Origin of the sequence: Gordonia amicalis NBRC 100051 = JCM 11271 (assembly GCF_000332995.1) — a bacterium.
Taxonomy (GTDB): Bacteria; Actinomycetota; Actinomycetes; order Mycobacteriales; family Mycobacteriaceae; genus Gordonia; species Gordonia amicalis.
The window spans coordinates 65,065-78,317 of the sequence record NZ_BANS01000007.1 but is presented as its reverse complement, the minus strand read 5'-3'; the positions used below and the strand labels follow the sequence as shown (position 1 = coordinate 78,317).

Below are 13,253 nucleotides of genomic sequence, written 5' to 3'. Positions count from 1 at the left end.
AATCTTCCTTGGGGAAATGCGATCGTAGCCGTGGCCTGTATTGCCATCGCGGGGCCCGACCGAGCAGAACGGACATTTGCGAAATGGGATTGTTGTACTTGCAAAGAATCCGAATCCGTGTGTATAGTCGTCGGTACCCGGTTCTGATACCGGCGCCTTTCAGCCCGACCCCCCGGGGCTGAAACGCGACAACCCCGGCCTCCTCCCCCCTGGCCGGGGTTGTCTTCTATCTAGGGGTCGGCAGCCCGAGATCAGTTGTACCCCGCCCGTCTGTGATGCTGTGGATTCGATCCACAGCATGCTCGGTATCTCCACAGGTGCAGCCGACGCCGGCTGACGGTGCCTTCTCCGCGTCATCATCGACGCATGCCCGATGACCTGCTCGTTCTCGTCGACCCGGACCTGCACGACGACGTCGCGCGCTGCGCGGCGGCCGCCGGTTACCGAACAGTGTTCGGTCGGGCCGACGACTGTCGCCGGGAGTGGCTCACCACCCGGGCGGTGGTTGCCGATCCGGCCGCGATCGCGGTCCTCTCCCTCATTCATCCGCCGCGTCGCGACGGACTGATCCTGGTGAGCGCCGACGAGCCGCACACCGACACCTGGCGGCTGGCGATGGACCTCGGCGCCTCTGACGCGGCCGCGTTGCCGTCCGACGAGAGTCGCCTGGTCAGGGCGTTGACGGAAGTGCGCGTGCCACGACGCCGGCCTGCCGGTGTCGTGGCGGTCATCGGCGCGCACGGCGGTGCAGGTGCGTCGACGCTGGCCGCCGCGGTGGCTCTCACCAGCGTCGGGCGGGGAGCCCCCACCCTGCTGCTCGATCTCGACGAGGTCGCGCCGGGCGCGGACCTCCTGCTCGGGATCGAGCAGCGTCCGGGACTGCGCTGGCAGGACCTCACCCTAGACGGCGGGGTCGTCGGTGGAACGGCATTGCACCACGCCCTCCCACGTGCGGAGAGCGGTCTCGCGGTGTTGACCTCCGAGCGTCTCCCGACCCACGGACCGGGAGCGGACGCGGTTGCCGCGGTCATCGACGCAGGTCAGACCCATGGAGATCTGGTAGTGCTCGATCTTCCTCGCGCCGATACCCCCGTCGTCCGCACGGCGATCGCGTCGGCGGATCTCGTCGTGCTGGTCTCGGCGCCCTCGGTCGGTGGTTGCGCCGCGGCGCGGCGTGTCGTCGGCCGTCTCATCGGTGACGAGGTCTCCGTCGAACTGGTGATCCGAGGTCCGTCGCCGGGCGGGTTACGCCCCGCCCAGGTCGCCGACGCGATCGGTGTGCCGCTGATCGCTGCATTCCGGCCGGACCCGCGTCTTCCGGTCCGACTCGAGGGCGGACCGCTGCGTGTTCGACCCCGCAGCCCACTCGGTCGTGCCGCCCGTGCCGTCCACCTGAGGGTCGCCGGGCAGGGGAGGGCGGCGTGACACCGGAACGCACCGACGACGACCTGCTCGAACGCGTCCGGTCTCGCCTGGCCGCAGACGCCGCCGACCCGAGTCCCGCGGTCATCGCCGAGGCGATACGCGCGGAGGCCGGCGGCGTACTCGGCGACACCGACCTGCTCGCGGCACTCCGCTTCCTCCAGACCGAACTCACCGGCGCAGGCAAACTCGAGGCCCTCCTCGCTGAACCCGACATCGCGGACATCCTCGTCGCCGGACCCGACGACGTGTGGGTCGACCGTGGACGCGGACTCGAGACGACGACGATCCGTTTTCCCGACGAGGCATCGGTCCGCCGTCTGGCGGGGCGTCTCGCGTTGAGCGCCGGCCGTCGCCTCGACGACGCCCAACCGTGGGTCGACGGGCAGTTGTCGAATGTCGGCCGCCGCGGATACACGGTCCGTCTACACGCGATCATCCCGCCGCTCGCCGCCGACGGGACATGTATCTCGCTGAGGGTGTTGCGGTCGGCATCGAAGGACCTGCCGAGTCTGATCGACAGCGGCACGATCCCGGCGGAGGTGGTCGGGATGATCGGGGAGATCTTGCGTCACCGCTTCTCGTTTCTGGTCATCGGCGGTACCGGATCCGGTAAGACGACGCTGCTCAACGCCTTGATCGGCGCGATGGATCCCCGCGAGCGCGTCGTGTGTGTCGAGGACGCCCTCGAACTCGCGCCTCGGCACCCTCAAGTGGTGCGGCTGGTGGCGCGCGCGGCGAATGTCGAGGGGGTGGGTGAGGTTCCGGTGCGGGCACTCGTCCGGCAGGCGCTCCGGATGCGGCCCGACCGGATCGTCGTGGGGGAGGTGCGCGGCGGCGAGGTCATCGACCTGCTCACCGCACTCAACACCGGACACGACGGCAGCGCCGGTACGGTGCACGCGAACTCGACCTCCGAGGTACCCGCGCGGATGGAAGCGCTTGCCGCACTGGGTGGGATGGGCCGGGACGCGCTGCACAGCCAGTTGGGGGCAGCCCTGCAGATGGTGCTCGGCGTCTCGCGCAGGTCCGACGGGTCGCGCGGGCTGGTCGAGATCGGCATCGTACGGCGAGCCCCTGACGGACGGATCGACATTGTTCCGATCTGGTTGCGCGACAGCGGTTTCACCGATCACCGGTACCTCTTCGACGCGATGCTCGCGAGTCATCGCCGACTCGACGACGACAACAACCACGAGCTCGGGGACGAGTCCGCGCCGCGGCGGCTGTCGGCATGATGACGTCGATTCCACCGCTGACCCCGCTGCTGGCCGCCCTCGGGTTCGGTGTCCTGCTGTGGTCACCACCGCCCGCTGGTCGGCGCCTGCGGGTGGTCGTCGGGCGATCCCGCGGCGCCCGGTCGTCGAACCCGGCGGTGCTGCTCACCGTGGGTGCACCGGCCGCGGTCCTGGTGGTCGGTGGGTTACCGGCCGCGGTCGCGGCTGCGATCGTGGTGGCCGTCGTGGTGTGGATTCGACGACGCCGGCTGGCGGAGAAGAAGTTCGATCGTCAACTCGACGATCTGCTGCTGGCGCTGTCTCTGATGATCTCGGAGCTCTCCGTCGGAGCACCCCCGGTCCACGCCTGCGAGGTCGCCGTCGCCGAACTGCGCCGCCGCACGGTCGGCGACCCTCGTGGCTGTTCGGAGATCGCCGACGGGCTCGAGGCGATGGCGTCTCGCGCGTCGCTCGGCGGGTCGGCGATCGAGGGAGGGGAGCCGGGGCCGGAAACGACGCCGGGTTCGGCGGTCGGTTCGGGGGCTGCGTCGTGGCGTCGGATCGGAGTCGCCTGGCAGACCGCGGAACAGTACGGCCTGCCGATGGTCGACATGCTGGCCGCGTTGCGATCCGACCTCCGGTCACGCCGGGGATTCGCCGACCGCACACGTGCGGGTTTGTCGGGACCCCGCGCGACGGCCATGGTGCTTGCCGGGCTGCCCCTGCTCGGGATCGCATTGGGTCAGGCGACCGGCGCGGGTCCGATCCAGGTGCTCCTCGGCGGTGGTCTCGGCGGCATCCTGCTGGTGGTCGGGACGGTCTTGGCCGCGGCCGGGGTCGCCTGGTCCGAACGGATCACCGGAAAGGTGCTGGCTCGGTGACCGCAGTGGCAGTAGCAGTGGCGTCGCTGGCTGCAGGGCTGATGATCTGGCCCGGACCACGCTGGAGGCTGTACCGCGTCATCGACCCACCGCCGGGCCCCGACCGCTCCCCACGATGGCTGGGTGCCGGTCCGCCGCGCGAGGACCCCTTCGCCGTGGCGTCCGCCCTCGACCTCTTCGCCGTATGCCTGCGCGCCGGTCTGCCGGTGGGAGTCGCGGCCGCCGTCGTCGCCGGTCGTGCCCCGCCGTCGCTCGCCCGGCCGCTCACGCGCGTCGCCGACCTCCTCCAGCTCGGCGCCGATCCGGACGCGGCATGGTCGGCGTTGCTCGACGCCGATCCCGCCGCGAAGGCCTCGGGTGACGACCATCTCGAAGCCCTCGCCGCCCTGGCCAGGCGATCGGCTCGAGCCGGTTCGTCGCTGGCGGGCGGACTCGCGGAACTGGCCGACGACGTTCGACGCCGCGCGCACGACGATGCTCTGGCCGCGGCGGAACGAGCGGGCGTCGCGATCAGCGGCCCGCTCGGATTGTGCTTCCTGCCGGCGTTCATCTGTCTCGGGATCGTGCCGGTGGTGGTGGGTCTGGCGTCGACGGTGCTGGGCGCGCTCTGACGTCGTCGAGCAAACCCACCATTTTTCGGCAGATCCTCTACCTCCGACGGGGGTGGATAACTCCATCTGTGGTGGGTTTGCTGAAGAGCGCTCACATCTGTCGGTGCCCGCGAGCACACTGGGGTCATGGCGGACAACGGACATCGACATCACGCGATCGACTACGTCGAGCTGACGGTCACCGACATGACGGCGGCGCGCAGGTTCTACGGCGATGCATTCGGCTGGGACTTCAACGATTACGGCCCCGGTTACGCGGGAATCGTCGGACCGGGCGGGGCCGGTTCGCCTGAGGTAGGTGGTCTCGCGCTCGGTGATTCGGCGCCCGCCCGAGGCGGCCCGCTGGTTCTTCTGTATTCCGAGGACCTCGACGCCACGTTGGAGAAGGTGCGTGCGGCGGGTGGCGAAATCGTCAACGGTCCGTACGACTTTCCGGGCGGCCGCCGTTTCCACTTCACCGACCCGAGCGGCAACGAGCTGGGTGTCTGGTCGTCGGCCTGATCGTCCGTTCGGGCGAGATGCGTTCCGCCGTCGAGCAAACCCACCATTCTTCGGCAGATCCACCACCCCCCAGGGGTCGTGAGTCGCTCCATTCGTGGTGGGTTTGCGGGAGTCGGAAATCGGTGGATCCGATTGGACGTCTGATGCGTCCAAGTAGGTGCAGGGCCGGATGGCCGCCCGACTCGACAGGAGAACTCATGAACCACAATCTTTCTCGGATCTTCGACCGTGCCGGTGCGCACGCCACGCGCCTCATCACCGACGAGGACGGCATGTCCACGGCGGAATACGCCATCGGAACGATCGCTGCAGCGGCGTTCGGAGCGATCCTTTACACGGTGATCACCGGCGACAACATCGTCAGTGCGTTGACCGGCATCATCGGGAAGGCGCTCAACACCTCGGTGGGCTGATGCGCCTGCGTGAGTCGAGGATTCGTCTGGTTCGAATCGGTCGGGACGAGTCCGGGATGGCGACCGTCGAGGCGGCGTACGCGATCGCCGCGCTCGTGGTCGCGGTGCTGCTGGCCGTCGGTGCGATCGGTGGCGTGACGGCTCAGATCCGGTGCACCGACGCCGCGCGCGAGGCAGCACGGTTGACTGCGGCAGGCGACGATTCGGCGGGTCAGGTCGCGAAGCGCATGGCGGGGGAGGGAGCGGTGGTGGCAGTTTCGGTCCAGGGTGAGCGGGTCGTCGCTCGGGTGCGCACCTCCGTGGCGTTGCTGCCCGGGCTGGTGGTGTCGGCGCAGGCCGTCGCCGCGAAGGAACCGCGGGGGGAGGATCAGGTGGTCTTCGCACCGGGCGTCGAACCATGAGAGCCGTCGGCGGGGTGGCGTCCGACGACCAGGGCAATGCGACGGTGCTGGGCGCGTTCGCGATCGCCGCTCTAGCAGCGGTTCTGATCATGGTGATCTACGTCGGTGCCGCCGTGCTCGCCCGTCACCGCGCCCAGGCGGCCGCTGACCTGTCCGCTCTGGCGGCTGCTGCTGATCACGTCGCGGGGGAGTCCGACCCGTGCGCCGCTGCCCGCACACTGGCTGCAACGCAACGTCCGCCAGCCGAGGTGGTCTCGTGCCGCATCGACGGCGAGGACGTACTGGTGTCGGTCCGTGTCCCGGTCGATCTGGGCAGGTTCGGGATGCGATCGGCCGGTGCTTCCGCGCGGGCCGGACCGGTCGGCTAGCAGCCTGGGGCTAGCTCCGACTGTCCTCGTCTACGACAATCCGCTTCGGATAGACCCGCACCGATTGCATGGGGGCGAACCATAATTGGTGGAAGTGCACATCGGTGTCGCCGCGGTAGGCGAGCTCGAAGGCATCGGTCCCGGTGTTCACGGGGATCCACGGCCGCACTGCCCGGACGAATGACGACCAGTGGATCAGTTCACCCTCGGTCAGGAACCCGCCTGCGGACGCCCAGGTTTCACCTGACTGGGCGTCGGAGGAGGCGAGATACACCTCGCCGAGTGAGGGCGTGATCCGCGGGCCGATCATCGCGGTCTGCAGATACCACTGGGCGGTGGTCACCACAGGGGTGAAGCCACCGGAGCGGGCCGCGCACCACCCGTAGTGAAGGTCGAGGGCGTCGAGTGCCGCCTCCTCGGAGAAGAACACATCGCTTTCACCGATCGAGGACGGCAGGTTGTCGGTGTTCTGGATTGGACGCGCCAGCAGGAAGAAGGCGCGCGACGGCCGGGTAACCAGCCGCCTCATTCCGATCCCCCGGTCGGATGCCTCGTCATGCATGAGCCAAGTATTGCCGAGACAACAGGTCGAGGACGGCTACTGCGCCATCTTTGTCCAGCGGATCATTACCATTGCCACACTTGGGGCTCTGCACACACGACGGGCATCCGCTCTCGCATCCGCAGCTCGCGACCGCGTCCCGGGTGGCGTTGATCCAGGTGAGGAAGGCGGAGTGTCCCCGCTCGGCAAAGCCCGCCCCACCCATGTACCCGTCGTAGACGAAGACGGTCGGCAATCCGGTGTCGGGATGGAGGTCGGTGGACACGCCGCCGATGTCCCAGCGGTCGCATGTCGCCACGAGTGGGAGCAGGCCGATGGCGGCGTGCTCGGCCGCATGCAGCGAGCCGGGGAGTCGTGTCTCGTCGATCCCGGCCTCGGCCAGCACCTCCGGCGTGAGTGTGTACATGACCGCCCGGGTGTGCAGGGTCTGCTCGGGCATGTCGAGCTCGACGGCGTCGAGCACCTCACCGGTCCGCAGCGTACGGAGGTACCCGACCACCTGATGCGTGACGTCGACCTCCACGAAGGCAACGGTCAACGGACCGAACCGTCGGCTCTCCAGGGTCGAGGTGATCGAGATGTCGGTGGTCTCGCGCGCCGACGTGGTCCAGTCGGGGTCCTCCGGATGGGCCAGGGCCAGACCGTCGTCGAGGTCGAGTTCGTCGACGAGGTATGTCTCGCCCTGATGGATGTGCACCGCCCCGGGATGCACCGTCGACATCGCTCGTCCGGTGTCGACGGTGCCCAGGACCTGCGAGGTCGTGGTGTCGACGATCAGGACCTGCCCGCCGATGCCGCCCCGGATGTCGATCTCGGCGTGCGGTTCGACGCCGGCGGCGACGTACCAGCCCGACTTGCGTTTGCGCAGCAGTCCTTCGGCCGCCAGCTCCTCGGCCACCGGCCGAGCGTCCCACGCGTCGATCTCGGTCTCCGACAATGGCTTCTCCGCGGCGGCACATAGCAGGTGCGGCCCGAGGATGTACGGGTTGGCCGGATCGGTGACGGTGGCCTCGACCGGCTTGCCGAGAAGTGAGTCGGGATGGTGCACGAGGTAGGTGTCGAGTGGATCGTCGCGGGCGACCAGCACCACCAGCGAATCCCCGGACTCGCGTTGCCGCCCGGCACGACCCGCCTGTTGCCAGAACGACGCGACCGTGCCCGGGTAGCCGCTGACGATCACCGCGTCCAATCCGCTGATGTCGACACCCAATTCGAGTGCGTTGGTGGTCGCGACACCGAGGAGGTCACCGTCGGAGATCGCCTTCTCGAGCTTGCGCCGGTCGTCGGCGAGATAGCCTGCCCGGTAGGCCCCGACCCTCGATTCGAGTTCGGGTGCACTCTGCGACAACAGGTTCCGCGCCGACAGCGCGGTGAGTTCGACGCCGCGCCGGCTGCGTGCGAAACACAGTGTCCGCGCTCCCTCGATGACGAAATCGGCCAGCAGGCGGGCAGATTCGGCACCCGCGGAGCGTCGAACCGGTGCACCGTTCTCGCCGGTGACCACCGGCAGGAAGTCGGGTTCCCACAATGCGACGGTGCGCTCACCGCGGGGCGAACTGTCCTCGGTCACGGCGACAGCGGGCTCACCGATCAAGCGGCCCAACGCCTCCGCGGGTTGTGCGACCGTCGCGCTGGCGCCGATCACCGTCGGATCGGCGCCGGCCGCGCGGGCGATCCGGAGGAGCCGTCGCATCACGAGCGCGGTGTGCGAGCCGAAGACGCCACGGTAGTGATGGCATTCGTCGACGACGATGAAACGGAGATTCCGGAAGAACTGACGCCACCGGGCGTGATGGGAGAGGATGCCGATGTGCAGCATGTCGGGGTTGGTGAAGATCCAGCGTGAGTGCACGCGCGCCCACTGCCGGATCTCGGGGTCGGTGTCCCCGTCGTAGGCGCAGGGCTGCAGGTGCCCGAACTCGGGCCGTCCGGCGATGACCGACGACACCGCCCGGATCTGGTCCGCGCCCAGTGCTTTCGTCGGAGCCAGATATAGCGCTGTCGAATTCCTGTCATTCAGCAGAGTCGAAAGAATCGGCATTTGGTAAGACAGCGATTTACCCGATGCGGTGCCGGTGCAAATGGCAACGTGATTTCCACGAAATGCTTCGTCGGCGGCTCGGGCCTGATGAGTCCAGACACGTTCGATGCCGTTCTCCGTGTAGGCGTCGAGCAGAGCTTTCGGTACCCACTCCGGCCAGTCGGCGAAAGCCGCAGGGCGCGACGGGATTACCGACAGATGGGTGAGTGGGGAATGGTCGGGGTCGGCGCCCGCGAGGGACCTCGCGAGGAGGTCTGTCCCGAATGTGGAGTACTGCATTTTATGGAGGAAACTCTTCGAATTGGTGTCGCCGCGGGAGGTCTGGGAGGTCGGGATGTTACCGACGGATGTCGTGCTGCTGAAGTTTGGCGAGGTTTTTGCTCATCTTGGTTGATGCGACTATCGCAACTGGGCCGGACATGATTGACTGGGTGCGGCCGCAGCTTTCGCAACCCGTCGAGGCGGGCGACAAGCGTGTTGCAGCCGTGGTACTGAGGTTAGTTTGGCGGATCGAAGCAGATCTTCGCGGGGCTCTTTGAGGTATGGCGGTCAACCGGCCACGACGTGATGACCCATCGCGTCGCGACAGTTGATATGTAAAGGATTGCAAGACATGGCACAGGGAACTGTGAAGTGGTTCAACGCGGAAAAGGGCTTCGGCTTCATCGCGCCTGACGAGGGCTCCGACGACGTGTTCGTCCACTACTCCGAGATCCAGGGATCCGGTTTCCGCACCCTCGAGGAGAACCAGCGGGTGGAGTTCGAGGTCGGCCAGGGCACCAAGGGCCCCCAGGCCACCGGCGTTCGCGCGGTCTGAGACCACCTGCGCAACTGCACACGCAGATTGCCGACAACCGCTCCCGTCTCGATCAGTCGAGGCGGGAGCGGTTTGTTGTCTGGGGCCGGGTAGGGCGCTGACGCGAACCGCCGCCGGAAAGGCCGGTTTCCGAGACCCCGACCACCTAATCTCGATCTGTGGGCCAGTTGTCGTTTTTCTCCGCGGAGACCGAGGAGCCCGCGTACTCCGATCTCGCGGGTCTGCTCGCGGCGCACGGTCAGGCCGTCCGTTCGGATTCCGGTACGCGGGTCTCGATCGTCGTCCGCGATCGCTGGCGCGCGGAGCAGATCGTCGAAGAGATGCGGGCCTCCGGTCTCGAGGCCGAGGTCACCGCGTCGGACGAGGGCACTCCGCTGGCCCGTACCGCGTCGTGTCATGAGCTCGACGCGCTCCACGAGGCATGGTCGGCCGGGGCGGTCAAGGCGATGCCCGCCGGCTGGATCCCGTCGTACCGGGCGTTGCGATTGTGGGTGATCGCCTCCGGACACTCCGATGCCGGTCGCTACCAGCTCGGCCTGGACCCGCATGCTCCTGACACCCACGCGGCCCTCGCGACGGCTCTGATGAGGGTCGGAATCGCACCCACTCTGGTCGGTACCCGTGGCCATTCACCTGCACTTCGCATCGCCGGGCACCGTCGTCTCGTCCGTCTGCACGAGTACGTGGGTCCGCCGCCCAATGCCGCCGCCGTGCCGGATTGGCCACCTGCGGACATACATTAGCGATCTCGTCGACAATTCCCTGAACTGGGAAAACGCTGGCTGGAAACGCGGTATGGGTCACATCTGACGACGCGACACGGAATTCAGATGTGCAAACGGCGCTATACATAAGGTACAAACCCATCGAACACACCTGTATCGACACACAGGAAGTTCTCCACCCAGTCAACCGAAGGACGCCCCGGTGGCCGAGACCAGCACTGCATCCCGCTCCAGTGGGGGAATCCGACGACTCGTGATCGTCGAGTCCCCTACCAAGGCGCGCAAGATCGCCGGTTACCTCGGCTCCAACTACGTCGTGGAGTCGTCCCGCGGCCACATCCGCGACCTGCCGCGCGGCGCCGCCGACGTGCCCGCCAAGTACAAGGGACAGCCCTGGGCGCGCCTCGGAGTGAACGTCGACGACAACTTCGAACCGCTGTACGTCGTCTCGCCGGACAAGAAGACCACCGTCAGCGAGCTGAAGTCGCTGATGAAGGACGTCGACGAGCTCTACCTCGCCACGGACGGTGACCGTGAGGGGGAGGCCATTGCCTGGCACCTCCTCGAGACGCTCAAGCCGAAGATCCCGGTCAAGCGGATGGTGTTCCACGAGATCACCGAGCCCGCCATCCGGGCGGCCGCCGAGAATCCCCGTGACCTCGACATCGACCTGGTCGACGCCCAGGAGACCCGCCGCATCCTCGACCGCCTCTACGGCTACGAGGTGTCGCCGGTCCTGTGGAAGAAGGTCATGCCGAAGCTGTCGGCGGGCCGCGTGCAGTCGGTCGCGACGCGCATCATCGTCGAGCGTGAACGCGAGCGCATGGCGTTCGTGTCCGCCGAGTACTGGGACATCTCCGCGACCATGGACGCGGGTGCCGAGGCCAGCCCCTCGACGTTCAAGGCCCGCCTGGTCAACGTCGACGACGCACGGGTTGCCACCGGACGCGACTTCGAGTCGACCGGTGAACTGAAGAAGTCCGACGGCGTCGTCGTGCTCGACGCCGACCGCGCCGAGAGCCTGGCCGCGGGCCTGCGCGGTGCCGCCATGACCGTGACGTCGGTCGAGGAGAAGCCCTACACCCGTCGTCCGTATGCGCCGTTCATGACCTCGACGCTGCAGCAGGAGGCCGGCCGCAAGCTGCGGTTCACCTCCGACCGCACCATGCGCATCGCGCAGCGGCTGTACGAGAACGGCTTCATCACCTACATGCGTACCGACTCGACGAGCCTGAGCGAGTCGGCGATCAACGCCGCGCGCGCCCAGGCCCGTGAGCTGTACGGCGACAATTTCGTCCATCCGACGCCGCGTCAGTACACCCGCAAGGTCAAGAACGCGCAGGAGGCCCACGAGGCGATCCGTCCCGCGGGGGAGACCTTCCGCACTCCCGGCCAGGTCGCCGGGCAGCTCGAGGCCGACGAGTTCCGCCTCTACGAGCTCATCTGGCAGCGCACCGTCGCCTCGCAGATGGCAGACGCCAAGGGCACCACGCTGAGCCTGCGGATCGCGGGCACCGCCTCCCCGGTCGCCGGGAGCGAAGCGAGCGGGACGAATCTAGCCGGCGGCGAGCGCGCCACGTTCGCCGCGTCGGGTCGCACCATCACGTTCCCCGGCTTCCTGTCGGCCTACGTCGAGACCGTCGACGAGCAGACCGGCGGTCAGGCCGACGACGCCGAGAACCGCCTGCCGCAGCTGACCGAGGGGCAGTCGCTCACCGCGACCGACCTCACCGCCGACGGCCACTCGACCAACCCACCCGCCCGATTCACCGAGGCGTCGCTGGTCAAGGTGCTCGAAGAGCTCGGGATCGGCCGTCCGTCGACCTACGCCTCGATCATCGGCACCATCCAGGACCGCGGCTACGTCGTGAAGAAGGGTAACGCCCTCGTCCCGTCGTGGATCGCCTTCGCGGTGGTCGGGCTGCTCGAGGCCTACTTCGAGAGCCTCGTCGACTACGACTTCACCGCGACCCTCGAGGACGACCTCGACCAGATCGCCACCGGCAACGAGGACCGGACCCGTTGGCTGTCGGAGTTCTACTTCGGCGAGGAACGTCCCGGCACGAACGGCGAGGGCAAGTCCGCACACTCGGCTATCGCGCAGTACGGCGGACTCAAGAAGCTGGTCGGCGTGAATCTCGAGGAGATCGACGCCCGGCAGGTCAACTCGATCCGGCTCTTCGACGACGAGGAGGGTCGCCCGATCTATGTGCGCGTCGGCCGCTTCGGTCCGTACCTCGAGCGCGACGTCAACGCGAACAAGAAGACCGACGCCGACGCCGAACCCGATCTGCAGCGCGCCAACCTGCCCGCCGACATCACCCCGGACGAGCTGACGCTGGCTGTCGCGGAGAAGCTGTTCGCAACGCCGCAGGAGGGTCGTTCGCTGGGTGTCGACCCGGTGTCGGGCCATGAGATCGTCGCCAAGGAAGGGCGCTTCGGTCCCTACGTGACCGAGATCCTGCCGTCCGACGACGATGACGACGACGGTGATGCGCCGATCACCATCCCCGCGGGTCCGACGCCGCGCGACGGCGGTTCCTCGGGTGCCGGCGGCAGCGAAGCCGGTGACGCCGATGTGGTTCCGCTGGACTCCCCGGGTGGCGGCACCACCACCAAGACCAAGCCGGCGGCCAAGAAAGCCGCCAAGAAGGCGGCGAAGAAGGCCGGCCCCAAGCCGCGCACCGGCTCGCTGTTCAAATCGATGGACATCTCGACGGTCACCCTCGATGAGGCGCTGAAGCTGCTCTCGCTGCCGCGCGTCGTCGGCGTCGACCCGGAGTCGGGTGACGAGATCACCGCGCAGAACGGCCGCTACGGCCCGTACCTGAAGAAGGGATCCGATTCCCGGTCCCTGGGCAGCGAGGAACAACTCTTCGAGATCACCCTCGACGAGGCGCTGAAGATCTACTCCGAGCCCAAGCGTCGCGGACGGCAGGCCGCCGCGCCGCCGCTGCGTGAGCTGGGCAAGGACGATGAGGTCAGCGGTAAGCCGATGGTCATCAAGGACGGCCGTTTCGGTCCGTACGTGACCGACGGTGAGACCAACGCCAGCCTGCGCAAGGGTGACGAGGTCGACTCGATCACGCCTGAGCGCGCGATGGAACTCCTCGCCGATCGTCGTGCCCGCGGTCCGGCCAAGAAGGCGGCGAAGAAGGCTGCCAAGAAGGCCCCGGCCAAGAAGGCTGCGAAGAAGACGGTCGCCAAGAAGACCACGAAGAAAGCCGCTGCCAAGAAGACCGCGGCCAAGAAGACGGCCGCGAAGAGGACGGACTCGTCCGAGGACTGAGGGCG

The 13,253-nt window shown here is 67.8% G+C and carries 13 protein-coding genes; 11 read left to right on the top strand and 2 right to left on the bottom strand.

Annotation, left to right across the window (positions count from 1 at the left end):
• Positions 1–366: 366 nt before the first annotated feature.
• From ssd to GOAMI_RS03840, 8 genes are all read left to right on the top strand, one after another.
• Positions 367–1,425: a septum site-determining protein Ssd gene (gene ssd / locus GOAMI_RS03875; RefSeq protein ID WP_006435084.1), complete on the top strand. Its 1,059-nt coding sequence runs from the start codon at positions 367–369 to the stop codon at positions 1,423–1,425.
• Positions 1,422–2,660, top strand: a complete 1,239-nt coding sequence (locus GOAMI_RS03870; protein WP_006435083.1) for a TadA family conjugal transfer-associated ATPase — start codon at positions 1,422–1,424, stop codon at positions 2,658–2,660. Before ssd ends, GOAMI_RS03870 begins: the two co-directional genes overlap by 4 nt.
• Complete coding sequence (locus GOAMI_RS03865; RefSeq protein ID WP_006435082.1) at positions 2,657–3,520, top strand: type II secretion system F family protein; 864 nt, start codon at positions 2,657–2,659, stop codon at positions 3,518–3,520. The genes GOAMI_RS03870 and GOAMI_RS03865 overlap by 4 nt, the downstream gene beginning before the upstream one ends.
• Positions 3,517–4,131: a type II secretion system F family protein gene (locus GOAMI_RS03860; RefSeq protein ID WP_006435081.1), complete on the top strand. Its 615-nt coding sequence runs from the start codon at positions 3,517–3,519 to the stop codon at positions 4,129–4,131. The genes GOAMI_RS03865 and GOAMI_RS03860 overlap by 4 nt, the downstream gene beginning before the upstream one ends.
• A 126-nt stretch (positions 4,132–4,257) precedes the next feature.
• A complete protein-coding gene (locus GOAMI_RS03855) occupies positions 4,258–4,632 on the top strand; it encodes a VOC family protein (protein ID WP_006435080.1) in 375 nt (124 codons plus the stop codon).
• 197 nt (positions 4,633–4,829) lie between these two features.
• Positions 4,830–5,045: a DUF4244 domain-containing protein gene (locus tag GOAMI_RS03850; RefSeq protein WP_006435079.1), complete on the top strand. Its 216-nt coding sequence runs from the start codon at positions 4,830–4,832 to the stop codon at positions 5,043–5,045.
• A complete protein-coding gene (locus GOAMI_RS03845; protein ID WP_006435078.1) occupies positions 5,045–5,446 on the top strand; it encodes a TadE family type IV pilus minor pilin in 402 nt (133 codons plus the stop codon). The genes GOAMI_RS03850 and GOAMI_RS03845 overlap by 1 nt, the downstream gene beginning before the upstream one ends.
• Positions 5,443–5,814 (top strand): Rv3654c family TadE-like protein, encoded by a 372-nt coding sequence (locus GOAMI_RS03840; RefSeq protein ID WP_006435077.1) that lies wholly within the window; start codon positions 5,443–5,445, stop codon positions 5,812–5,814. The genes GOAMI_RS03845 and GOAMI_RS03840 overlap by 4 nt, the downstream gene beginning before the upstream one ends.
• Before the next feature lie 10 nt (positions 5,815–5,824).
• Here GOAMI_RS03840 and GOAMI_RS03835 read toward each other — a convergent pair whose 3' ends face one another.
• Together GOAMI_RS03835 and GOAMI_RS03830 are read right to left on the bottom strand one after the other, a co-directional pair.
• On the bottom strand, positions 5,825–6,376 hold the full coding sequence (locus GOAMI_RS03835; protein WP_006435076.1) for a hypothetical protein: 552 nt from the start codon (positions 6,374–6,376) through the stop codon (positions 5,825–5,827).
• Positions 6,369–8,696, bottom strand: coding sequence for a DEAD/DEAH box helicase (locus tag GOAMI_RS03830; RefSeq protein ID WP_006435075.1), 2,328 nt, complete (start codon positions 8,694–8,696; stop codon positions 6,369–6,371). Before GOAMI_RS03830 ends, GOAMI_RS03835 begins: the two co-directional genes overlap by 8 nt.
• A gap of 334 nt (positions 8,697–9,030) precedes the next feature.
• On the opposite strand from GOAMI_RS03830, the gene GOAMI_RS03825 reads away from it, so the two are divergent.
• From GOAMI_RS03825 to topA, 3 genes are all read left to right on the top strand, one after another.
• On the top strand, positions 9,031–9,234 hold the full coding sequence (locus tag GOAMI_RS03825; RefSeq protein WP_004022110.1) for a cold-shock protein: 204 nt from the start codon (positions 9,031–9,033) through the stop codon (positions 9,232–9,234).
• Positions 9,235–9,392: 158 nt separating this feature from the next.
• Positions 9,393–9,977: a hypothetical protein gene (locus GOAMI_RS03820; RefSeq protein WP_006435074.1), complete on the top strand. Its 585-nt coding sequence runs from the start codon at positions 9,393–9,395 to the stop codon at positions 9,975–9,977.
• Between the two features lie 184 nt (positions 9,978–10,161).
• Positions 10,162–13,248 (top strand): type I DNA topoisomerase, encoded by a 3,087-nt coding sequence (gene topA / locus GOAMI_RS03815; protein WP_006435073.1) that lies wholly within the window; start codon positions 10,162–10,164, stop codon positions 13,246–13,248.
• The last annotated feature ends 5 nt before the right edge of the window (positions 13,249–13,253 follow it).

Coding starts and splice junctions, on each gene's coding strand:
- ssd (WP_006435084.1), top strand. CDS start 367: ATGCCCGATGACCTGCTCGTTCTCGTCGACCCGGACCTGCACGACGAC.
- GOAMI_RS03865 (WP_006435082.1), top strand. CDS start 2,657: ATGATGACGTCGATTCCACCGCTGACCCCGCTGCTGGCCGCCCTCGGG.
- GOAMI_RS03855 (WP_006435080.1), top strand. CDS start 4,258: ATGGCGGACAACGGACATCGACATCACGCGATCGACTACGTCGAGCTG.
- GOAMI_RS03850 (WP_006435079.1), top strand. CDS start 4,830: ATGAACCACAATCTTTCTCGGATCTTCGACCGTGCCGGTGCGCACGCC.
- GOAMI_RS03845 (WP_006435078.1), top strand. CDS start 5,045: ATGCGCCTGCGTGAGTCGAGGATTCGTCTGGTTCGAATCGGTCGGGAC.
- GOAMI_RS03840 (WP_006435077.1), top strand. CDS start 5,443: ATGAGAGCCGTCGGCGGGGTGGCGTCCGACGACCAGGGCAATGCGACG.
- GOAMI_RS03835 (WP_006435076.1), bottom strand. CDS start 6,376: ATGCATGACGAGGCATCCGACCGGGGGATCGGAATGAGGCGGCTGGTT.
- GOAMI_RS03830 (WP_006435075.1), bottom strand. CDS start 8,696: ATGCAGTACTCCACATTCGGGACAGACCTCCTCGCGAGGTCCCTCGCG.
- GOAMI_RS03825 (WP_004022110.1), top strand. CDS start 9,031: ATGGCACAGGGAACTGTGAAGTGGTTCAACGCGGAAAAGGGCTTCGGC.